Source organism: Geoalkalibacter sp., assembly GCF_030604225.1.
In the GTDB taxonomy this organism is placed as follows: domain Bacteria; phylum Desulfobacterota; class Desulfuromonadia; order Desulfuromonadales; family Geoalkalibacteraceae; genus Geoalkalibacter.
Window position 1 is genome coordinate 1 of sequence record NZ_JAUVWH010000043.1, and the last position, 22,071, is coordinate 22,071.

Sequence of the window (22,071 nt, forward strand, 5' to 3'; positions counted from 1 at the left end):
CCTCCCGGCCGAAATTCTCGATCTGCTTCTTGATGATCGCGCTGATTTCTTCCGCTTTGATTTGCATAAGCCTTTATCACCCCTTGGTTAATTTATCTTCAATTCGTTTCAGCTGCGTGCTGAGGCTACCGTCGAAGATCCTGCCGCCGATTTCGGCTTTCAGGCCACCGATCAAGGCAGGATCGACGCGGGTGTCGAGAATGACCTTGCGCCCGGTCTGCTGTTCCAGGCCGGAGCGTATGACGGCGGCTTGCGCGGCGTCGAGTTCGGCGGCGGAGGTCAGCTGGGCCCGCAGGGTTCCAGAAAGCTCATCGGCAAATTTGCGGAAATGCTCGACGATTTGCGGCAGGAAGCGCAGGCGCTGCTTTTCCAGCAACAGCCCGAGGAAGTTTCTGATGCCCGGCGAAAGCTGTAGTTTTCCGGCCAGATCGGACAGGATGGCGGACCGCTTTTCGCCGGTGACCGAAGGGCTGACCAGCACCGTCTGTAGTTGCTTTTCAACCGCAAAGGCTTCCAGGACCCGATCCAATTCCCCGGCGTACTGCTCCAGCTTGTCCTGCTCGGCACCCAGTTCGATCAGGGCGCGGGCGTACCGTTTAGAAATCGCGCTGAGGCTCAATGTAATTCTCCCACCTGTTGCATTTTATTCATGTATTCGTCGACCAAGCGCTTCTGGTCGTCGTCGTTGAAATTTTTCTTCAACAGATCATCGGCCAGGGCGATGGCCAGAGCGGCCGCTTCCTTGCGCAGTTCCAGGCGGGCCTTGGCGATTTCCTGGGCGGCGGTGCGCTCGGTGTCCTGAGCCATTTTCGCGGCCATTTCCCGGGCGTTGGCCAGGATGCGCTCGCGCTCCAACTCGCCTTCGCGCCGGATCTCGGCTTGAATCTGGTCGATTTCCTCGGCGGCGTCCTTGAGCTTGCGCTCGTACTCGGCGAATTTGGCTTCGGCCGCCTCGCGGGCCTGGCGCGCGTCCTCAAGCTCCTTGGCCAGGGTTTCCCTGCGACTGGCCAGGCCCTTCTTGATGGGGCGGGTGATGAAAAAGCCGAGGATGGCGACCATCACGCCGAAGTTCAGGACGCGATAGAGAAAATCCTTGAGCAGGGTGCCCGCGTCATGATGGGCATCGGCGCCGGCGGCCCAGGGAGTGGAAGCAAGGGCCAGGGTCAGGCCCAGAGCCAGGAAGACGGTGGTTGCGTTGCGGAAAAATCGCTTGGACATGGAATTACAGACTCCTACCGAGGACTTTGGACGCGACCTGATGGGCCAGGGCATCGGCCCCGTCGCGCAGGTTCTTGCGCGCGGCGGATGCTTCCCGCTCCACCTGGTTGCGCAGGGCGGTGATTTGCGCGGCGCCCTTCTGCTGGGCGTCGGCGAGAATGCGCGCCTCTTCCTCGGCCGCCGCGGTCCGCAGGGCGGCGCGCTCCTCGGCCGCCTTGCTCTTGGCCTCCTGAAGCTTCTCGCGGTAGGCGGCCATCTTGGCTTGAATTTCTGCTTCCAGGTCGCGGGCCCGCTGATGTCCTCCCAGGGTGGCCTGCTTGCGTTCTTCCATGATCCGGCTCAGGGGGCGGAACAGCAGAAGGTTCAGCAGATAGATGAGGAGAAGGAAATTCGCGAGCTGAAGAAAGAGCGTCCAATCAAAATCAATCACCGAAGTACCTCGTTTTGAGAGCTTTTTGGAATGGAAGCCGGATGCCGCCGAGGGCATACTGTATACAGGACGAGGGATATGCAAAACCATGCCGGAGGGCAAAACACGGAATAGCTAACATATGGCCTATTGGTTGTCAAGGTTCTTTTCCCCGGGCTCTGGAAAAGTTGCCGCCGGCTCCTGCTGGAGAAAGCTGCGCAGAATCTCCCGGTCGGCGGCGGCCAGTTGGACAAACTGCAGGCCAAGGCCTTGGGGAAAGCGCGGCTTGCGCGAGGATTCGGGCTGATTGACCCAGGCCACCCGCGCGCCGCAGGTCAGGGGCTGGTGCGAGCCGGGAAGGGTCAGGGCGAGGGAGAGCAGGGTGCCGGTGGTGTAGGGGGCGGTGGTCTCCAGAAAAACACCGCCCAAGCTCAGATCCACGGATTCGCCCCGGCGGGTCAGGTGCCCGGCGCGACCAAAGCGCACCTCGACGCGGCGGCTGAGGCGCGCGGGGCGCGGCACCAGGGGCAGAATTGCAAGATAAGCGCGCAGGGTATGGATCAACTCGGCCGGGGAGACGGGTTTGAAGAGGATTTTCTGGCACTGGCGCTGCCGGCACAGGTCGGCTTCGCGATGATGGGATCCGGTGGCGAGCAGCAGGATCGGAACCTCCGAGAGCTGGGCGTCGGCGCGCAGGCTCAGGCAGAAAGGAGCGCCGCCCCCGGGCGGCAGTTCGTCATCCACGATCACCAGTTGGGGCCCGTCGCGGCGCGCCAAAGCCAGGGCCTGCTCGGCATTGACCGCGATCAGGGGTTCGGCCGCGTCCACGGCCACCAGGGCGGCGTGCAGGGCGTGGGGTTCAGGGGCGGCGAGGAGGATTTTAACGCGATTCATGGAGCCCTCGACGGGGACGAAAGCGGGACGGACCCGCGGTGTGGCGGCCCACATACATACACCAGGGGCTCAACGAAGGCAAGGGCTCTCTTGGCGGCGGAAAGGCCCGGCCCGAGACCAAGCCTTTCCGCCGGGGGTCCTTAGTTGGGCAAGGGATTCGCGGGGGGCGGGCTGCCGGCGGTCGTTGCCGGGTCGGTGACCTGCAGCAGATCCCGCAGGATCGCCTGGGCTTCACCGACGTAGGGATCCTGGGCGGCCTTGCGCATCCAGTTTTCCAGGCGCTGTTCCTCGCTCAGGCCTTTTTCCTCCGGCTCCTCCGCGCCCATGGCGAAATCGTGAGCCGTGCCCTCGGCGCGGGTTTGCAGCAGGTCCGCGCGCTCGCGGCGCGCTTCCTCAAGACTCAAGGGCAGGGCGGTGCGCTCCATGCGCTCCTTGGCGCGTGCGGATTCGGCCTGGATACTGGTGAATTCCTCGTTCTCGACGAGGCGTTCCTGGCTGCGGCGGCGCAGTTCCGCCACCGGCGGGGGGCTGGGCCAGGGCGTGAAGCTGGTGCCCTCGACGCGATCCCAGGGCAGGGAATAGTCGAGGTACTGCTCGCCGCTCTGGATGTGTTGCATCCGGTCGGGCAGGATGATGTCCGGCACCACGCCGCGATACTGGGTCGATTCGCCGCTCACCCGATAGAATTTCTGGATGGTGACCTTCATGGCGCCCAGGGGGCGGTACTTGTCCATGTTGGGGAAGGGTAGGCTGCGGTCGAGGTCGATGACGGCCTGCACCGTGCCCTTGCCGTGGGTGTAGTCGCTGCCGATGACCAGGGCGCGGCCGTAGTCCTGCAGGGCGCCGGCGAGGATTTCCGAGGCCGAGGCGCTGAACTTGTTGACCAGCACCACCAGCGGGCCTCCATAGACGAGGTCGCGGCTCTGGTCGGCGAGGGTTTCCACCCGGCCGTCGCCGGCGCGGATCTGCACGATGGGTCCTTCCTCGATGAAAAGTCCGGCGATGGACACGGCGTCGGTCAGGGCGCCGCCGCCGTTGTTGCGCAGATCGAGAATCAGCCCGGTGATGCCCTCGGCGTTCAGGCGCTGGAGTTCCTGGCGCATGTCGTCCGTGGAGTTGCGGCCGCTGCCCTGGCGCCCGCCCTCGAAGTCGCGATAGAAGGTGGGGATCTTGATGTAGCCGATGCGCACACCCTCCTCGGTCGACGGCAGCAGCGCCGAGCGCACGAAGGTTTCCTCGATCTGCACCACGTCGCGGATGATGGGGATGATCAGACGCCGCCCGTCGGGCTTGCGCACGGTGAGGCGCACCTCGGTGCCCTTCTTGCCGCGGATCAGGCTCACCGCGTCGCGCAGGCGCCGGTCGACGACGTCCACCGGCTCGCCGGCGCCCTCGGCCACGGCGAGGATGGTGTCCTCGGCCTCCAATTGGCCCTGGCGGTAGGCGGCGCTGCCGGGAATGATGCGCACCACCTTGATGAAGCCCTCATCCTCGCGCAGGGTCGCGCCGATGCCTTCGAGGGAGCCGCGCATGCTGATGTCGAAGTCCTCCTTGGAGGTCGGCGGCAGGTAGTTGGAGTGGGGGTCGAAGGCCCGCGCCACGGCGTTGAAATAGCGGTCGATGTGCTCCTGGCGCGTTTCCTCGAGCATGCGCGCGAAGAGGTGTTCCTGGTTGGCGGCGACCCGCTCGACGGCGGCCTGGATCAGGGCATCGGCGTCGCGGCGGTCCTCGCCCTCGGGCTTGGACTGCTCGTCTTCCTCCAGGGCCAGGAGGCGATTGATCACCTGGAGCTTGAGAATCTTGCGCCAGCGCTCCCGCAGCTCCTTGGCATCCTTGCTGAACTGCAGCTTGTCGGGATCGGTTTCAATGGTTTCGTCGAGGGTGAAGTCAAAGCCCGCGGCGAGGATCTCCGGCACCATCTGCTGGACCTGGCGCACCCGCTTGTCCATGAGCTCGGCGGCGATCAGGGGCAGCTCGATGCGGCTGGTGCTGATCTCGTCGTCGATTTGGCGCTCGAAGGCGCGCAGGCGGATCACATCCTCCTTGAGTAGGAAGCGTTTCTGGAAGTCAAGCTGCTTGAGGTAGAGATCGAAGGCGGCCAGGGACAGCTCGTCGTCAAGGGCCTTGTGGCTGTAATGGTGCGACACCAGCTGCTGGCGCAGCACGAAACTCAGCAGGCGCGAACGGTTGAGGTCGAAGTCGTCGCTCGGGTTGGTCAGGGCGGCGGCAAGGCCGGGAGACAGCAGGAGAAGAACCAGGAGGGCGGCCAGCAGTTTTTTCAATCTACACATAGCTCTCGGGGAGGGGGAAGGGATCGAAGGCCCGTGCCGCGGCACCAGGCCGGATCGATCGGGTTTTTTCGGCCGGTTGCCGCCGGCCGTTCTCAAGTCTAGGATTTAATCACATCGCGGCCCTCAAGAGCAAGGGGTGCAAGGGCAAAAGTTAAGGAAAAATCGAAAAAAATTCCCCACGGAGAGGGTGCGTCGGGCTCCTCGGTCGCGGCGTCGCGCTCCCCTGGGAAATTTACCAGAAATCCCAGGCTCCGGCGGAAAGGACATAGAGACCCAGGAGCAGATTGGTGACCACATGGGCGCAAATGGGTGCCCAGAGATCACGGGTGCGCAGGTAGAGCCAGCCGTAGGCGGCGCCCGCCGCCATGCCCACCAGCCAGCGGTCGTGCTCCAGGCCGAAGAGCAGCACCGTGAGCCAGAAGGCCCAGGGCAGGTAGCGCGCCGGGTCGACGCTGAGAAACTCCCGCTCGACCAGCCAGCGGTAGAGAAACCCGCGCCAGAAGAACTCCTCGATGACGGCGATCACCAGGGCCGACCCCAGCAGACGCGCCAGGGCCAGCAGCCAGCCCGCCGCCGCCGGCGCGTAGGGGCTCTCGCCGAGGGGCGCGGCGGCCGACCAGGGAGGCAGAATGCCGTATTGGCGGTAGAACGCCTCGAAGGCCGGCCAGTTTTGCCAGATGGGCAACTCGGGCAGGATCCACACCAGGCACACCGCCGCGCCGACGGCTAGGGCCAGGGGCAGGTGACGCGCATTGGGGCGCGGATAATGGCGCCAGGGGCGGCACCAAAGCAGCAGTCCCAGGCACAGGGCGGCGCGCAGGGCGTAGGCCCAGGCGGTGCGCGGCAGCACCTCCATGAGCAGCAGCCAGGCGACAAAGGGGGCGATGTGGTCGAAGAGGGCGCGGCGTGCGCCGACGGGTGCGTCAGGGGTCATGAGGAAATCCCGGCAACGGATCTAATGAATAGCTGCCGGACAAGCTTACCAGGAACCGCGCCCCTTGTCGCTTTGGGCGCGGGCGATTTCGCCGGCCCTAGAGATCGTTGAAGGCGAAGCGCTGGATGAGCATCTCGATGGCGTCGATGTCGCCCGGGTCGGCGATGAGGGAGCGAAAGCCCGCCTCGAAGAAATCCTCGTTGAGGGCTTTCCGGCTCCACATGCAGGTGGCGTCGAAGAGGATGTTGCCGCGCCCGAGGATTTCCGCCGGCAGGACCATGCGGCATTTGTAGGTGTGTTCCGGGACGATGGGGGATTCGCTGAGCAGCAGCATGCCCTGCACGGTGATATCCGCCAACCGCCCGAGGAGCTGCCCCGAGTCCAGATCGTAGACCTCCAGGTAGTAAATGGTGTTGCGCCGCTTCTGGGAGCGCTGATCCGCATGATGAGGTCGCATGGCTGGTCTCCTTGGCTGGGCGGGCGGGCAAGGGCAAAACCTTTGGTTGACTGTAATGAGATATGCTTTATTCGTCAATAGGTGAATTTATTTTCCGCGCGCGGTTGAGGTTGATTTTAGCCCTGCAGGGGCCAGATGCGGGGCAGCACCAGGAGAAGGGTCGCCAGCACCACCAGGGTCAGGGGCAGGCCGACCTTGAGATAGTCGCGAAAGCCGTAGCCGCCCGGACCCATGACCAGGATATTGGCCGGGTGGGAAAAGGGCGACATGAGGCTGGCCGAGGCCATGGCCACCCCCATGGCCAGGGCATGGGGGGAGAGGCCGGTCTGCGCGGCGGTGCCGAACACCACCGGCATCAGCAGTACGATCAGCGCCGGCGGCGGCAGAAAACAGGTGCCCAGGGCGGTGAGCAGCACCAGGCCGCCGAGCACCGCGTAGGGCCCCAGGGGGATGGTGAGCGCGACGAGGGATTCGGCGAGCAGGTGTGCCGCGCCGCTCTGTTCCAGGGCGGTGCCCAGGGGCAGCAGGCCGGCGATCAAAAAGACCGCCTTCCATTCGATGGCGCGATGGGCCTCGCTCATGGTCAGGCAGCCGCACAGGATCATGGCGGCCGCTCCGAGCACCGCCGCCAGATAGATGGGCTGCAGGCCGAGGAGCACCGGCACCAGGACCGCCGTCAGGATGAGCAGGGCCGGCACGAGCTTGTCGCGACGCGGGGCTTCCTGGAGGCCCTGGGTGAGAACCAGGAAGTCGGGATCGCGGGCCAGCAGGCTGAAGCGGGCGCGCGGCCCGTAAATGAGCAGGGCGTCGCCGAAGCGCAGAGGCACATCGCGCAGGCCCGTACGATGGGCGCGTCCCTCGCGCCACAGGGCAATGACGCTGAGGCCGAATTTCTCCCGGAAATGCAAGTCGCGCAGGGTCTTGCCGGCCAGCCGCGAATGGGGCGAAAGAACGACCTCCATCAGGCCGATGTCCGCCGATTCCAGCGCGGCCTCGCCCGGCCCGAGCTCGCGCTGCACCTCCAGGCCTTCGAGGGCCTGCAAAAGCCGCAGATCGGCTTTCTGGCCGGTGACGGCCAGGCGGTCCTCGGCGTGCAGGATGTCCTCCGCCTTGGGCAGCAGCACTTGATGGGTTTCGCGCAAAATGGCCAACACACGCAGGCCCAGGGCGTCGCCGAGAGCGCTGTCGTTGAGGCTGCGGCCCGCCAGGGAGCAGGTCGGGCCGAGGCGCAGGGTGAGCAGATTGCCTTGCAGGCCATCGAGGCGCATCAGGTCATCGCGGCCGAGGGGGGCGCAGGCGTCAAAGGCCGGCTCCTTGTCCAATTCCGCGAGGGTTTTCGTCGGCCCTTGCAGGAGCAGGCTGTCGCCCGCGCTAAAGCGGTAATCCTCCAGGGATTGGGTCAGGTGTTGGGCATCGCGCCGAACGCCGAGCAGATTGGCGCCGAAGCGATGGAAAAATCGCGTCTCGCGCAGGCCCTTGCCCAGCAGCTCGCTGTCGGCGGCGACCTCCGCGCGGGCCACCTGAATGTTCTCGCCGATGAGCTGATCGGGGCCGCAGCCTTCCTGTTCCAGGGCCAATTCCCGCCAGCCGCGCAACTCTTCCATGCGCTCCAGGCGGCCCTGCACCAGCAGACGGTCGCCGCCGTGCACCGGGGTCTGGGGTCCAGGCGCGAGCAGGGTGCGGCCGTCGCGCAGGATCTCCAGCACCGAGAGCCCCAGCACCGGACCGAAGCGGCATTGTTCGAGGGTTTTTCCGGCCAGTTCGGAATAGGGCGGCAAGCGCATGAGAAACATGCGTTGGCGCAGGTCGTAGCGATCACGCAGGCTGATGTCCTGCGAGGCGGATGCGCCGGCCGGATCGCGGCGCGGCAGCAGGTGGCGGCCGCCCAGCACCATGAAGGCGATGCCGACTAGAAGAATGGCGCCGCCCACCGGGGTGAAGTCGAACATGCCGAAAGCGCCTAGGCCGTGCTGGTCCATGGCGGCGCTAACCAGGATGTTGGGCGGGGTGCCGATCTGGGTGGTCAGCCCGCCGAGCAGGGATCCGTAGGCCAGGGGCATGAGCAGGCGCGAGGGGGGCAGGGCGGTCTGGCGGGCGATGTCCATGACCACCGGCAGCATCAGGGCGGTGACCGCCACATTGTTCATGATGGCCGAGAGCAGCGCGGCCACGCTCATGATGAGCGCCACTAGGGAGGCTTCCCGCGTTCCGGCCAGGCGCAGCACCTGGCGGCCGAGCAGGTCGCCGACCCCGACGCGCGTCAGGCCGGCGCTGAGAATGAAGATCGCCCAGAGGGTGATGACCGCTGGGCTGCTGAACCCCGCCACCGCCTCGGCGGGGCTGATCAGGCCCAGCACCGGCAGGCTGCCCATGACCAGAAAAGCCACCACTTCCAGGGGCACCCGACCGCTCACCAGGAGCACCAGGGTCAGAAACAGGATCAAAAAGACCAGCAGCATGGTCAGGGTCATGACGGCTCCCCCGCGGATGGATGAGGCGGCTCTTCCGCCGTTGCGACCACCAGGGTCAGACCCTCCATGGCGAGCACCCGCACGCGCCGACCGGGAGGCGGCGCGGGGTCGGCGGCCGCCCGCGCCCGCCAGAACTCGCCCTGGATTTCGATGAGGCCGAGGGGCGCGAATTCACGCACCACGATACCCTCGCGACCGACCAGGGTGTTGGTGCGCGGTTTGGGATTGGGATCATAGGCGCGCCACACCAGGGGAAAGAGCAGCACGTCCTTGAGCAGCCAGCCGCCGAACACCAGCCAGGGCAGGAACCTGGGCACCTCCCACCAGTGGTTGAGCAGGACCAGTCCGGCGGCGAGCAAGCCCAGGGCCGGCAGTTGCAGCAGGGCGTAGCGCAACAGGATGCGTACCGTCCAGCGTTGCGCCGGGGGGGAGACGAAGCCCGAGGGTGGTTGGTCGCTCATGGGTCCTCTGGCGCGGCGGCCAGATGCGGGGCGCTGAAAAATCGTCGGATCTCCGCGACGATGGCTGCCGATGGCGCCGCCAGGACCGGGGTCTCGGGCAGGGAGCGCAAAAACATCCGGCCATAGCCTTTGTTGATCACCCGGTTGTCGAGGATCAACACCACGCCGCGATCCTCGCGGTGGCGGATCAGGCGACCGAAGCCCTGCTTGAAGCGGATCACCGCCTGGGGCACCGTATAGCTCATGAAGGGATCGCCGCCGCGCGCGGCGATAGCCTCGGCGCGCGCTTCGAGGACCGGCTCGGTGGGCACGCGAAAGGGCAACCGGGTGATGATCACCTGCTCCAGGGCGCGTCCGGGTACATCCACCCCTTCCCAAAAGGAATCCGTGGCGAACAGGACGCTGGTGGGGTCGGTGGCAAACTGCTTGAGCAGCTGATGGCGGTTGACCTCGCCCTGGCGCAGGCAGTGGTAGCCGCGCGCGCCGAGCACCGGGGCGAGCTCGCCGTGCACGCGGCGCAGCAGGCTGTAGGCGGTGAAGAGCACGAAGGTGCGGCCGTCGGCGGCGAGCACGCAGCGCTCCACGCAGTCGCGCAGCGCTTCGGCAAAGCCGGCGCGGCCCGGTTCGGGCAGGTCGGTGGCCACCGCCAGCAGGGTTTGGCGCTGGTAGTCGAAGGGCGAGGCGAGCTTGAGCTCGCGGCGGCGTTGCGCTTCCACCCGGTCAAGACCGGCGCGGCCGCAAAAATAGGCGAAGGACTCGCCCACGGCGAGGGTGGCGCTGGTCAGGACCAGGGTGCGAAACCGCTCGTAGAGAGCTTCGTTGAGGGCCTCGGCAACCTCCAGGGGCGCGCTGCACAGGCGCGTCACCACACCCTCGCCAAAGCCGATGCGGCGGCGCGCCACCTCGATCCAGGCACAGCTTCGGGGATCCTCGGCGGTGAAAAAATTCAGATCGGCGGCCAGGGCTTCCATGCGCGCGGTGCAGCCGCGCAGGTCGATCAACGGCGCGAGCAGCTTGTCCGCTGTGTCCTCGGGCAGCTTGCCGCAGGTCTTGAGCAGGGCGCGCAATTGCCCGGCCAGGGCGGCGCTGCCGCGGGCCAGGGCGCGAATCGGCTCGGCGAGGCCCGGCCAGAGATCACCGCCGGTAAAGCTCGGGATCAGGCGCTGTTTGAACTCCTCACCGCTTTCCAGGCGGTGGCCGGCCGCCCCGGTGAGGCTCACCCCCACCTCCTCAAGGGTCCTGAGCGCCTCGTCGAGCAGGGCCTGGCGGGCACCGAGCAGCGCCTCGACCTGGGCATGAAGCTCGCGGTACAGGGCATCCTCGCTGTCCGGCAAGTCCTTGGCCAGCTGGTTGAGAAAGCGCGGCAGCAACCCCTTGTCCGGCTTGCGCGGGTGTTGCAGGCGGCCGAGCAGGCGCGCGAAGGAAAAGCGCGTGACCTGGGCGGAGAAGAACTGGGTGGCGACATCCTCCAGGTGATGGGCCTCGTCGAGGATGACGTGCTCGAAGGGCGGCAGCACCGCCGCCGCGCTGTAATTGTCGGTTTGCAGGCGCAGGGCGAGATCGGAGAGCAGCAGGGCGTGATTGACCACCAGCAGGTCGGCCGATGCCGCCTCGCGCCGCGCCCGGTGGAAAAAGCAGCGGCCGTAGTGGGCGCAGCGCACCCGCCCGCACTGGTCGAGTTCGCAGCGCACCTCCTCCCACACCGCCTCGCGGGGGGAGAAGGCCAGACTTTCCTTGGAGCCGTCGCGGGTCGTTTGCGCCCAGGCGAGAATGGCTTGCAACTCGCCTTCCTCGCCGCTTTCGAACAGGCCCGGCTCGGCCCCCGCGCCCTCGGCGCGGCGCAGGCAGAGGTAGTTGCCGCGCCCCTTGACCAGCACGGCGCGGAACTCCAGGCCCGTGGCGCGTCGCAGAAAGGGAATGTCCTTGCGGATGAGCTGTTCCTGCAGGTTGATGGTGTTGGTGGAGACCACCACCCGCTCGTCGTTGTCCAGCGCCCAGAGCAGCGCCGGCACCAGATAGGCGAGGCTTTTGCCGGTCCCCGTGCCCGCCTCGACGAGAGCGATCTGGCCCAGGTTGAACGCCTCGCTCACCGCAAAGGCCATGCGCAGCTGCTCGGGACGCTCTTCCCAGCCGGGCAGATTGCGCGCCACCTGGCCGTCGGTGCCGAGCAGCGCGGCGATGCGCGCCGGGTCGAGATGGCGCCTTTCGCGCGGCGCGAAGGCCTCCACCACCCGGTACAGCTCAGCCACGTCGTTGTCGACGATGTAGAAGCCCACCCCCAGCCCGCCCAGCCGTGAGGCCACCTCGATGTCGGCCCCCGAGGGGTCGAGGCCCCCGGAGGGATGGTTGTGAATCACCACGTCGCCGTAGGCGCAGCAGGAAAGAATGGCGGGCACCGCCGCTTCGTTGCCGCGGGCCAGCACCTCAACGGTCGTCACCCGCCGCGCGCCGTCGGTGCGGCCGAGGAAAAACACCTCGTTGCCGCGCGCCTCGGCAATCGCCTGGCGCATGAGCAGGAGGGCGTCCTGGGAAAAAAACGGTTCCATCAAAGAGACTTGGGCAACCACCGCCGTGCCGGCTCCTAGCGCGCCAGGTACTTGCGGATGCCGGCGGCGAAGGGATGGGGCTCGATGCCGAAGGTTTCACGCCAGCCGCGCCGGGCATCCTCGTCGCACACATTGCCTTCAAGGAGCATGGTCAGCTGGTTGCTGGTGATGGGGAACTGGGGAATGCCCTGCAATAGGTGCACGACCGGTTGCATCAGGCACAGGGGTTGATGCAGCTTGCGCACCCGGCTCTTGCCGATGGCCGCGCCCACCAGGTCGAGAATTTCGTCGTAACTGAAATCCTCGGGGCCGCACAGGGCGTAGGTCTGTTTGACGCAGGTTTCGCAGCCCAGGGCGGCGACGAAGCTCGCGGCCACATCCTCGACCGCCACCGGCGCCATGCGGTAGCGGCCGTCGCCGAAGACCGGCACCAGCGGCGCCTTGCGGATCAGGTCGGCGAGCATGTTGACGAACTCGTCGCCGGGCCCGAAGATCAGCGAGGGCCGGAAAATGGTCCAGTCCAGATGGGAATCGCGCACCGCCTGCTCGGCTTCCCACTTGGTCCGGTGATAGGCGGTGGCGGCGTTGGGACGGGTGCCGTTGGCGCTCATCTGCACATAGCGGCGCACCCCTTGCGACTCGGCGGCCTCCAGCAGGTTGCGGGTGGCTTCAGTGTGCAGGCGCTTGAAGGTGATGCCTCGGGAGGGAAACTCGCGGATGATGCCGACCAGATGGATCACCGCGTCGCAGTTTTCCAGCGAGCCGTCGAGGCTTTCCAGGTCCGTGGCGTCGCCCAGGCGCACCTCGATGTTTTTCTGGATGGGCAGGCGCCCTTCCGAACCGGGCCGCACCAGGCAGCGGGCGATATGCCCGGCGGCGAGCACCTGCCGCAGAACCTCGCTGCCGACAAAACCGGTGGCGCCGGTGATGAACACGCGCATAGCGATTCTCCGTGAGTGGATGGGTGGCGCCGGTCGCTCAGCCCTTGATCACCGCAAGCGGCCGCAGCCGCGCGACGATGCGGCCGATGCCCGCCCGGGCGACGATGCCGACCACCTCGCGCACATCCTTGTAGGCCTCGGGGATTTCCTCGGCCACGGTGGCGCGGTTGGCGGCGCGCACCAGAATGCCGCGCGCCGCCAGCTCCGCCTCGGTGTTCTGGCCGCGCGCCTGTTTCTTGGCGGCCTGACGCGAGAGCACGCGGCCGGCGCCGTGGCAGGTGGAGCCGAAGGTTTCGCCGAAGGCGGCGGGGGTGCCGACCAGCACGTAAGAATAACGCCCCATGTCGCCGGGAATCAAGACCGGTTGACCGATGTCGCGATACAGGGCCGGCGTTTCGGGGTGGCGCGGCGGAAAGGCGCGCGTCGCGCCCTTGCGGTGCACGCACAGGCGCCGCTTGCGGCCCCCGACCTCGTGCTGTTCCCATTTGGCGATGTTGTGGCAGACATCGTAGATCAGCCCTATGCGCAGCCGCGCCGGCCCCTGGCCGAGGACCTGCTCGAAGGTTTCACGCACCCAATGGGTGATGAGCTGGCGGTTGGCGAAGGCGAAATTGGCGGCCCCGGCCATGGCGGCCAGATACTGCCGGCCCTCGGGGCTGGTCAGGGGCGCGCAGCACAGCTGGCGATCGGGCAGGGCGATGCCGTATTTGGCGGCGGCGCGCAGCATGACGCGGATGAAATCGTCGCACACCTGATAGCCCAGGCCGCGGCTGCCGGTGTGGATGGAGACGGTGACCTGCCCGGCGAACAGCCCGAGCACCGCGGCGGCCTGGGCATCCTCGATTTCCTCGACGACCTGAACCTCAAGAAAATGGTTGCCGCTGCCCAGGGTGCCGAGCTGGTCGCGGCCGCGCTCCAGGGCACGGTCGGACACCACTTCCGGGTCGGCGTCGGGCAGGGCGCCGCCTTCCTCGATGTGTTCCAGATCCTCGGCGCGGCCGAAGCCGTTGCGCACCGCCCAGCGCGCGCCGTCCCTAAGCACCTTGCGCTCCTCCTGCACCGAGAGCTTGAGGTCGCGGCGGTGCGAGCCGACCCCCGAGGGCACGTTGTGGAACAGGGCGTCGGCCAGCTCCTTGAGGCGCGGCCGCACGTCGCTCGCCTCCAACTCGCTGCGCAGCAGGCGCACGCCGCAGTTGATGTCGTAGCCCACGCCGCCCGGCGACACCACGCCGCCCTGGTCGGGATCGAAGGCCGCCACCCCACCGATGGGAAAGCCGTAGCCCCAGTGGATGTCGGGCATGGCGATGGACGGGCCGACGATGCCGGGCAGGGTCGCCACGTTGCGCACCTGCTCCAGGGCCTGCTCCTTGCGCAGCACCTCGATCATGGCGCGATCGGCGAAGACCAGGCCCTCGGTGCGCATGTCCCCCTCGCGGGGAATGCGCCAGCGGCAGGCATCAATCTGTTCGATCTTGACGGACATCAGGTGGTCGCTCGCTTGCTAGAGATCCAGATACAGCCGCCCGTGCCAGCCCTCAGGTGTTTTTTCCACCAGCACCTGATGGTGGGTGACGGCCTTGACCTCGCGTTCCACCGGGTGGCGCTCGGGGTCGAAATCCTCGCCGCGCACCCGGGCGTGCAGCTGCGTATCGCTGAATTCAAGTATAAACCCCGCGGGCACGAAGTGCCGACACTCGAAGTGAAAAAGCAGTTCCGCCAGCCAGTTGACCAGCAGTTCGGCATCGTCGCCGCCGCTCAGGGTGAATGCGAGGTGGCGTGTTTCGCGCACCGTCGCCTGCCCGATGATCACCTCGCGCAGGGCCAGGGCCGCCTGGACGAAGAGTTCGGCGCGGCTCTCACCCCAGGCCTCCAGGCCCATGTCGGCGGTATGCGCGAGCAGGCGATAATGTCCCACGGCCGGTCAGCCTCCAAAAAAAGAAAAGAACCGGAAATCTATGGTGGATTCCGGTTCCGCATGAACGCTGAGGAGTCGCGCCCTTATTGCAGCCGTTCCCAGTTGACCCGGCACAGGCTGTGCTCCTTGCTCCAGGTCACGGAGAGTTCCCCCTGATGGGCGCTGTGCAGGGCGCGGCCGAGATGCTCGGCGAGCTTCTCCTCGGTGGTTTCGATGATCAGCTCATCGCCCTCGCGCTCCATGCGCATGATGCGCTGCAGGGGATTCTTGGCCATGGCCCGGTTTTCCTCGTTGCGCAGGATGTTGCGGATTTCCTCCTCGTGGTCCCACAGATAGCCGCCGCGCAGGGTGACCACGCCCTCGGCGTAGCGCTCGGCGATCTTCTGGCAGGCCGGGCAGGTGACCCGCTGCACGTCCGGGTTGCCGCTTTCGGCCGCCGCGCCCTCGGCGTCCATCTGCCAGCGCCGGTTGCGGTACAGGGCGTTGCAGTTGTCGCAGATGGCCGGTTCCTTGAGCCCGGCCTCGGGAACGTAAGGATCCTCGTTGGTTTTGGCCCGGCCCCGCTTGTCGCTGATACCGAATTTTCTCACGTCCTTTTGCATAGGTACCCCCCTTTCTGGCAGTCTTGCCCTCCCTGATTTCCAGTATACCACTGGAAATCGGGGCGTGGCGGGGCTCAGCGCGGCAGATCGAGGATCAGGCGGGTTTCAAATTCGAGGATGGCGCCGGCCAGGCCGAGGACGATCTGGTGGGGAGTGGGTTCGCTTTCCCACCAGGCCAGATCGAGCTGATGGGCGAGGCCCGGCCAGTCGCGGATGATCTGGCCGTAGGGATCGGGGGCCGCAACCACCAGGCGGCTGATTTCCCGGGTGAGGGCGCTGTTGAGCTCGCCGCACGGCGCCTCGCTCAGGGGGATGGCGAATTGACGGCGCACCGCCTCGGCAACGTGACGGGCCAAATCTTCACGCGAATCCATGGCAAAGCCTCCTGGTCAATGCAAAAGGACGCCGAAAAAACCCCGCTCCCGGTCGTGGGGGCGGACTGCGTCCGCCCAGGGCGCACCAATGCGCGCCCCTACGCGGGCAGATCGCGGGCGATGAGTTCGAGCAGATGAATCACGCGCGGCTTGAGGCCGGCGTGGTTGATGGTGTCCTGCAACTGCATCATGCAGCCGGGGCAGGCGGTGGCGACCAGATCCGCGCCGCTCTGTTCGATGCCCGGCGCCTTGCGCGCGCCGATGAGCTTGCTGGTGTCGTAGTGATAGACCGAGAAGGTGCCGCCCAGACCGCAGCAGCGATCCGCGCCCTCCATCTCGATGAAACGCACGCCGGGCAGGGCCTTGAGCAGGGCGCGCGGCTCCTTGGTGATGCCCTGGGTACGCAGGTGACAGGGATCGTGGTAGGTGACGCGCTGGAACACTTCCTTGCGCGGCAGCTCGGCGAGCAGCCTGTCGAGGCCCTGGCGCACGAGAAAGACGTTCATGTCCACGACTTTCTCCGCCAGGGTCGCGTAGTCGCCCTCCAGGTGACGGAAGTGGCGGCCGATGCCCTCGTTGCAGGTGGCGCAGGCGGTGAGGACGGCATCGACGCGATGGCGGGACAGGGCCGCGAGGTTGCGGCGGGAGAGTTCCTCCACGGTGGCGCCGTCGCCCGCGGAAATCGCCGGCAGGCCGCAGCAGCCCTGGTCCTGGGGAATGATGACCGTCACACCCATGAACTTGAGGATCTTGAGTAGCGCCTCGCCGATCTCGGGGTACATGTAGTTGATCATGCAGCCCGTGAAAAAGCTCACCGTCGGCTTGCCCTCGGCGCCGGGGATGACCTCGGGATGGCTTTCGCGAAAGGGCTGGGCGGCGATTTCGGGAATGCTGCGCTCGCGGCTCACGAAGGGAGCGGGAAAGCGCAGGCGCAGGCCGCTTTGCTCGGGCACCTTCTTGAACAGCAGGGACGAGAAGGCCTTGCCGCTTTTCGCCAGGCCGTTCATCAGCCGGGGATGCTTGAGCACCGTGGTCAGCACCTTGCCGAAACTGCTCAGGCCCTGCTTTTCCGTAATCTCGCGGCGCGCCGCGGCGACGATCTCGTCCGTCGGCACCAGGTTGGGGCATTTGTCGAAGCAACTCGCGCACAGCAGGCACTTGCTCATGTCCTCGACCAGGCGCTCGTCGAGTTTGACCTCGTCGTTGAGCAGGGCATGGGCCAGGGCCACCTTGCCGCGCGCGACGATGGATTCGCGCTTGTGCTCGCCGAACACCGGGCAGTGCGCCTGGCAGGCGCCGCACTTGACGCATTGCTCGATCTGGTCGCGATAGTCCTCGAGTTTTTTGTGTTTGGCCATGTTTTATTAACCGCCCGCTCGCTTGCTCGCTAGAGAGCGCTGAGCGCGCCGAGAAACCAAGAGAGAACAACAAAAAAACCTCCTTGGGGTTTGTCTCGGCGCTCTTTGCGCTCTCAGCGGTGAAAATTCTAATCCAGAAGAACTTTCCCGGGATTGAGAATGTTGTTGGGGTCAAGCGCCTGCTTGATGGTCTTCATGTAGGCCACCGCCGCCGGATCGAGTTCCATGGGGATGTAGGGCGCCTTGGTGATGCCCACGCCGTGCTCGCCGCTCATGGTGCCGCCGAGCTTGAGGGCGGCGGCGAAGATCTCCTCGATGGCTTGGTCGGCTTTTTCCTGCTCGCCCGGCACCTTCTTGTCGATCATCACGTTGACATGGATATTGCCGTCGCCGGCGTGGCCGAAATTGACGATGGGGATGGCGTGCTGCTTGGCGATGGCTTCCACCGCGCGGATCATCTCGGGCACCCGGGAGCGTGGCACGCAGATGTCCTCGTTGAACTTGTCGGGATTGACCTTGCGCAGGCTGGGACTCACCAGGCGGCGCACCTTCCAGATGTCCTCGCTCTCGGCCGGGGTGTTGGCGACGCGGGTCTCGACCACGCCCAGGGGCTCGACGATCTGCAGGATTTTTTGCGCCTGGCGCTCGAGCATCTCGCGCTCGCCGTCGACCTCGATGATCAGCACCGCCTGGGCGCTTTCGGGTAGTTGCATCCCGGTCGCCTTGCGCACGCAGTCGATGGTGGTGGCGTCCATGAATTCGAGGGTGGCTGGGATGATCTTGCCGCCGATGATGGCCGAGACCGCGCGCGCCGCGCCGTCGATGGAATCAAACAGCACCAGCATGGTCTTGCGCGCCTCGGGCAGGGGCAGCAGCTTGATGATGATCTTGGTGATGATGCCCAGCGTCCCTTCCGAGCCGCACATGAGCTTGGTCAGATCATAACCCACCACCCCCTTCATGGTCTCGCCGCCGGTGCGGATGATGTCGCCCTGGGGGGTGACCACTTCCAGGCCGAGGATGTAATCCTTGGTCACGCCGTACTTGACGCAGCGCGGCCCCCCGGCGCACTCGGCGACGTTGCCGCCCAGGGTCGAGAATTTCAGCGAAGCCGGATCGGGGGGATAGAACAAACCGACCTTTTCCACCGCCTGCTGGAACTTCTCGGTGACCACCCCCGGCTCGACCTCGGCGACGAGATTTTCGCTGTCGATGCGCAAAATCTTGTCCATGCGCGCCGTGACCAGCACGATGCCGCCGCGCGTCGGCAGGCTGCCGCCGGTGAAGCCGCTGCCCGCGCCGCGCGGGAACACGGGGATCTTCTCGGCGTTGGCCATCTTGAGGATCAGGCTGATTTCCTTGGCGTCGGCGGGAAACACCACCACCTCGGGCAGGTACTGCTGCTGAGTGGCGTCGTAGGAATAGCAGATGAGGTCGGCGCGCTCGGTGGTGACCTGATCCTTGCCGACGATCTCCTGGAGGATGCGGATGATGCGCTGGTCCATGATGAGGGCTGTCCTTTGTCCTTGGTCCTTGGTCATTGGCAAAAGGCGCGAGGCTGCGCCGTTCAATCCGGTCGAGGTTGAATCCGAGGCAGCACCGAGCCGCCGTCGGGGATGATCACGGTGCGCTGCGCGGGCGGCAGGTTTTGGTGGGCCAGGGCCAGGGCCGCGTCGAGATCGGCGGCTTTTTCCATGCCCATGGCGGCGGTTTGCTCGGTGCTCAGTTCGCTGACCAGAATCACCCGGAACTTTCGCGCCTTGCTCAGGGTGGCGTGGGCGGTCTGGCCGTTGATTTCGTAATTTTGGCGCAGGGCGGTCTCGAATTCCCCGAGATCCTGGTAGCGGAACCAGTCGAAGAAGGTCTTGTTGCCGAAGCCGTCCGGGCAGGCCGCGAGCAGGATCAGGGTGCCGCCCGGGCGCAGGGCCTTGACGCCGTAGTCCAGGGCCTTGTGCGCCTGGATGAAGTTGATGTCCTTGGGGCTGCCGCCGCAGGAGACCACCGCCAGATCCGCCGGCTCCTCCAGGGCCACCTCGTAGAGTTCGCGGCAGCGCGCGCAGCCGGCCAGGTGGGCCTGTTCCAGATCGCCGCAGAACACCTCGAGAATCTCCTTGGTCGGCGAAAGCAGGGTGTTGAGGAGAAAATCCGGCCGCGCCATGCTTGCCGCCTCAAGAATCGCCTCGTGCACCGGATTGCCGTCAAGCACCCCGGTGGTCGCGCGCGGATGCTTGCCGCCGATCTCGGGCGGATTGAACACGCCGAAGTGGGTGGCCATGCAGGTGGCGCGGCTCGCCACGCCCGGCACCAGGCCCTTGCGGCCACCGCCGAAGCCGGCGAAATAGTGAAAGCCCAGGGTGCCGGTGACGATCAGCCGCTCGGCCTCGGCCACACGGCGATTGAGGCTCACCGGGATGCCGCTTCGCGTCTCGCCGAGGGTCACCAGGTCCGCCGGGTTGTCGCAGTCGTGATCCACCACCCGGATGCGGCCGTGGAGCGGCCCGAGGATTTTGCGGTGCTCGGCCTCGCTCTGGGGACGATGGATGCCCAAGGCGACGACCACCGTCAGATCCGCGTCGCGGATGCCGCAGGCGTTGAGATGGTCGACCAGCACCGGCAGATAGTGCTCGCTGCCCGTGTAGCGGGTGATGTCCGAGGTGACGATGACCACCTGCTCGCCGGGCTTGACGCTCTGCGCCAGGGGCGGGCCGCCGATGGGCCGCGCCAGGGCCGCGCGCACCAGATCCGCCGGCGGCGCGGCGGGGGACGCGGCCCGCGGCCGCAGCACCCGGGCGCCGGGCAGTGCGAGGCGCAGGGACTGCGAACCGTATTTGAGTTCGACGGCGGACATAGGTCACCTCGGGGGTCAACTTTCCCATTCTAGGGAAAAGTCCCTGGGAACATCAAGACAAACTATCGTTTTTTCTAAGACGCCGCTCCCGCCGCCAAACCAGGGCGAAGGCCGCCAGGGCCGCGCCCAGGCCCCAGAACAGGGGCGGACCGGGCAGCATGTCGCCGAGGCCGACGAGAATCACCGTCGTCGGGCCGACCAGGACCGCCAGGGCGCCGCCGCTTGGCGAGGTGCGTGCGCCGAGAAACACCGCCGCCAGCAGCGGCAGGCACAGGGTGGCGCCGCGCAGGCCCATGGAGAGAAAGCTCCAGTCCATGATCGCCGAGCCCAGGTTGAGCAGCACCAGGCCCAGGGCGAGCAGCACCACGCCCAAGGTGAGGGCTTTCATGACGAGCAACTCCTGGGCGCCGAAGCGGCGTGCGGCCAACAGATCGCCGCGCAGCGTGGTGCCCACGCCGAGAGTCAGGCCGGCGGCCGTGGCGACGGCGGCGATCAGCAGGGCGGCGAAGGCCAGCCCGGCAAAGCCAGGATGCATGTGGTGCAGCAAAAATTCCGGCAGGGCGCGGGCGCTGTCCATGGTGGGCGCGCTTTGGCGCATGTAAAGCCCGACGCTGATGCCGAACAGGCCCAAGGGGGGAATCAGCGCCGCGCTGATCAGGGCACCCTTGCGCGCGGCTTGTTCATCGCGCGCGGAAAACACCGCCTGCAGATACGTCTGGGTGGAGACCACGCCTACCAGCATGGCGACCAGGTCGGAGAGCCCGGCCGCCGTTCCATGGCCGAACAGGCTGAACCAGGGAAAGGGTGCGAAACTCTCCCGCAGTCCGCTCCAGCCGCCGCTCAGGCGGTAGGCGAGCAGACCGGCGCCGATCATGGTGAGATAGAGGAAAAACAGTTTGGCCAGCCCCAGGGTGCCGGCGCCGGGCATGCCGCCGCGCCAGGTCACCAGCGCAACCAACAGGGCGGCGAGCAGCGCCCCCTCCTTGAGGGAGAAGCCGAACAGGGAGGACAAAATGGCCGCGGCGGCGAGCAATTGCGCCACCACGTGGATGAACATGCCCAGGGCCGAAAACAGCCCGGCCGCCTTGCGCACGCGCTCGCCGTGGTCGCGGGCGATGAACTCGGGGATGGTTTCCACGCCGCGGCGGCGCAGGGGGCGTGCGAGAAACAGACCAAGAAACAGGCAGGCCAGCCCCGCGCCCAGGGTGAACCACCAGGCCGAGAGGCCGAAGAGAAACGCCAACTGCACCGTGCCCACCGTGGACGCCCCGCCCACCAGGGTGCCCATGATGGCGCCCGACACCTTCCAGTGACCGGCGCGCCGCCCGGCCAGGGTAAAATCCGTATGGCCGCGCACGGAACCCGCGCCGGCGACGGCCAGCCCCAACATCAGGCACAAAGTGGCGAGAAAGGCGAAGAGAAACCAGGGCTCGCGGTGCATGGAGACATCCTTGGCGCGGGGAAGGCGCAAGAGCGTTGGGCAGTTATACGGCGGCAGGCCGGGGCGGGTCAACCATGCCCCTCGGATCAAGGTCCATCCCTGCGTTGACAGGCCAGGCCCCACCACTTAGAATGCCCCGACGGGAGATGCCGTGAAACCTGCTAAGATCAAAACTGTTTTCACCTGCCAGCAGTGCGGTTGCCAGAGCCCCAAGTGGCTGGGGCGCTGCACCGATTGCGGCGCCTGGAACAGCCTGGTGGAAGAAAAGCTCGCGCCGGCGCGCGGAAATGCCCGCGTCGCCGCGGGGACGCCCGGCGTGCCCCTGCGCCTGGCCGAGGTGGCCCTGGGTCAGGAGGACCGCCTGCGCTGCGGCATCGGCGAACTCGACCAGGTGCTCGGCGGCGGCGTGGTGGCGGGCTCCCTGATCCTCATCGGCGGCGATCCGGGGATCGGCAAATCAACCTTGCTCCTGCAGGCCATCAGCCGTCTCTCCGAACAGGGGACGGCCCTCTATGTGACCGCCGAGGAATCGGCGCGCCAGGTGCGCATGCGCGCCGAGCGTCTCGGGGTGAGCGGCGAAGGGCTCTACCTGCTCGCCGAAACGAACCTGGAGGCGGTGCTGGAGCAGGTGCGCGCTCTTAAGCCCGCCTTTCTCGTCATCGATTCCATTCAGACCATCTTCACCGCGGCCCTCGACTCGGCGCCGGGCAGCGTCAGCCAGGTGCGCGAGTGCGCCGCGCGGCTCATGCACGTCGCCAAGGGCGACGGCATTCCCACCTTCCTAGTCGGCCATGTCACCAAGGACGGCGCCATCGCCGGGCCGCGCATGCTCGAACACATGGTCGACACGGTGCTCTACTTCGAGGGCGAGCCCGGCCACCCCTACCGCATCCTGCGCGCGGTCAAGAACC

General features: G+C 66.6%; 20 protein-coding genes. 1 reads left to right on the plus strand and 19 read right to left on the minus strand.

Annotation, left to right across the window (positions count from 1 at the left end; all coding sequences use genetic code 11):
* Positions 1-76 precede the first annotated feature (76 nt).
* The 19 genes from atpH to QAT43_RS06665 form a co-directional block, all read right to left on the minus strand.
* The gene (gene atpH / locus QAT43_RS06575; protein WP_305042252.1) at positions 77-619 is read right to left on the minus strand and encodes an ATP synthase F1 subunit delta; all 543 of its coding nucleotides are present in this window, start codon (positions 617-619) and stop codon (positions 77-79) included.
* Positions 616-1,218 (minus strand): ATP synthase F0 subunit B, encoded by a 603-nt coding sequence (locus QAT43_RS06580; protein WP_305042253.1) that lies wholly within the window; start codon positions 1,216-1,218, stop codon positions 616-618. Before QAT43_RS06580 ends, atpH begins: the two co-directional genes overlap by 4 nt.
* Positions 1,219-1,222: 4 nt before the next feature.
* Positions 1,223-1,648 (minus strand): ATP synthase F0 subunit B, encoded by a 426-nt coding sequence (locus QAT43_RS06585; protein WP_305042254.1) that lies wholly within the window; start codon positions 1,646-1,648, stop codon positions 1,223-1,225.
* A 126-nt stretch (positions 1,649-1,774) separates the two neighbouring features.
* Entirely contained in the window at positions 1,775-2,521 is a 747-nt protein-coding gene (locus QAT43_RS06590) for a PilZ domain-containing protein (RefSeq protein WP_305042255.1), read from the minus strand.
* A 140-nt stretch (positions 2,522-2,661) separates the two neighbouring features.
* The gene (locus QAT43_RS06595) at positions 2,662-4,812 is read right to left on the minus strand and encodes a carboxy terminal-processing peptidase (protein ID WP_442900216.1); all 2,151 of its coding nucleotides are present in this window, start codon (positions 4,810-4,812) and stop codon (positions 2,662-2,664) included.
* Positions 4,813-5,044: 232 nt separating this feature from the next.
* Positions 5,045-5,746 (minus strand): CAAX prenyl protease-related protein, encoded by a 702-nt coding sequence (locus QAT43_RS06600; protein WP_305042257.1) that lies wholly within the window; start codon positions 5,744-5,746, stop codon positions 5,045-5,047.
* 97 nt (positions 5,747-5,843) lie between these two features.
* A complete protein-coding gene (locus QAT43_RS06605) occupies positions 5,844-6,203 on the minus strand; it encodes a PilZ domain-containing protein (protein WP_305042258.1) in 360 nt (119 codons plus the stop codon).
* A 116-nt stretch (positions 6,204-6,319) separates the two neighbouring features.
* Positions 6,320-8,674, minus strand: a complete 2,355-nt coding sequence (locus tag QAT43_RS06610; RefSeq protein ID WP_305042259.1) for an SLC13 family permease — start codon at positions 8,672-8,674, stop codon at positions 6,320-6,322.
* Positions 8,671-9,135 (minus strand): NfeD family protein, encoded by a 465-nt coding sequence (locus tag QAT43_RS06615; RefSeq protein WP_305042260.1) that lies wholly within the window; start codon positions 9,133-9,135, stop codon positions 8,671-8,673. Before QAT43_RS06615 ends, QAT43_RS06610 begins: the two co-directional genes overlap by 4 nt.
* On the minus strand, positions 9,132-11,681 hold the full coding sequence (locus tag QAT43_RS06620; RefSeq protein ID WP_305042261.1) for a helicase C-terminal domain-containing protein: 2,550 nt from the start codon (positions 11,679-11,681) through the stop codon (positions 9,132-9,134). The genes QAT43_RS06615 and QAT43_RS06620 overlap by 4 nt, the downstream gene beginning before the upstream one ends.
* Positions 11,682-11,716: 35 nt before the next feature.
* Entirely contained in the window at positions 11,717-12,622 is a 906-nt protein-coding gene (locus tag QAT43_RS06625; protein WP_305042262.1) for a complex I NDUFA9 subunit family protein, read from the minus strand.
* Between the two features lie 37 nt (positions 12,623-12,659).
* The gene (locus tag QAT43_RS06630) at positions 12,660-14,105 is read right to left on the minus strand and encodes an RtcB family protein (RefSeq protein ID WP_305042263.1); all 1,446 of its coding nucleotides are present in this window, start codon (positions 14,103-14,105) and stop codon (positions 12,660-12,662) included.
* 18 nt (positions 14,106-14,123) lie between these two features.
* Positions 14,124-14,537, minus strand: a complete 414-nt coding sequence (locus QAT43_RS06635) for an archease (RefSeq protein WP_305042264.1) — start codon at positions 14,535-14,537, stop codon at positions 14,124-14,126.
* Between the two features lie 83 nt (positions 14,538-14,620).
* Positions 14,621-15,139, minus strand: a complete 519-nt coding sequence (locus QAT43_RS06640) for a BCAM0308 family protein (RefSeq protein ID WP_305042265.1) — start codon at positions 15,137-15,139, stop codon at positions 14,621-14,623.
* A gap of 74 nt (positions 15,140-15,213) precedes the next feature.
* Complete coding sequence (locus QAT43_RS06645; protein WP_305042266.1) at positions 15,214-15,513, minus strand: hypothetical protein; 300 nt, start codon at positions 15,511-15,513, stop codon at positions 15,214-15,216.
* A 98-nt stretch (positions 15,514-15,611) separates the two neighbouring features.
* Positions 15,612-16,871 carry a (Fe-S)-binding protein gene (locus QAT43_RS06650; protein ID WP_305042267.1) on the minus strand — a complete coding sequence of 420 codons (1,260 nt, stop codon included), beginning with the start codon at positions 16,869-16,871 and terminating at the stop codon, positions 15,612-15,614.
* Positions 16,872-16,999: 128 nt separating this feature from the next.
* On the minus strand, positions 17,000-18,379 hold the full coding sequence (locus QAT43_RS06655; RefSeq protein WP_442900217.1) for an FAD-binding oxidoreductase: 1,380 nt from the start codon (positions 18,377-18,379) through the stop codon (positions 17,000-17,002).
* Positions 18,380-18,438: 59 nt separating this feature from the next.
* Positions 18,439-19,719: a nickel-dependent lactate racemase gene (larA, locus tag QAT43_RS06660; protein WP_305042269.1), complete on the minus strand. Its 1,281-nt coding sequence runs from the start codon at positions 19,717-19,719 to the stop codon at positions 18,439-18,441.
* A gap of 52 nt (positions 19,720-19,771) precedes the next feature.
* Complete coding sequence (locus QAT43_RS06665; RefSeq protein ID WP_305042270.1) at positions 19,772-21,160, minus strand: sodium:solute symporter family protein; 1,389 nt, start codon at positions 21,158-21,160, stop codon at positions 19,772-19,774.
* Positions 21,161-21,311: 151 nt separating this feature from the next.
* On the opposite strand from QAT43_RS06665, the gene QAT43_RS06670 reads away from it, so the two are divergent.
* On the plus strand, positions 21,312-22,071 hold a 760-nt coding region (locus QAT43_RS06670; protein ID WP_305042271.1), incomplete at its 3' end, for a DNA repair protein RadA.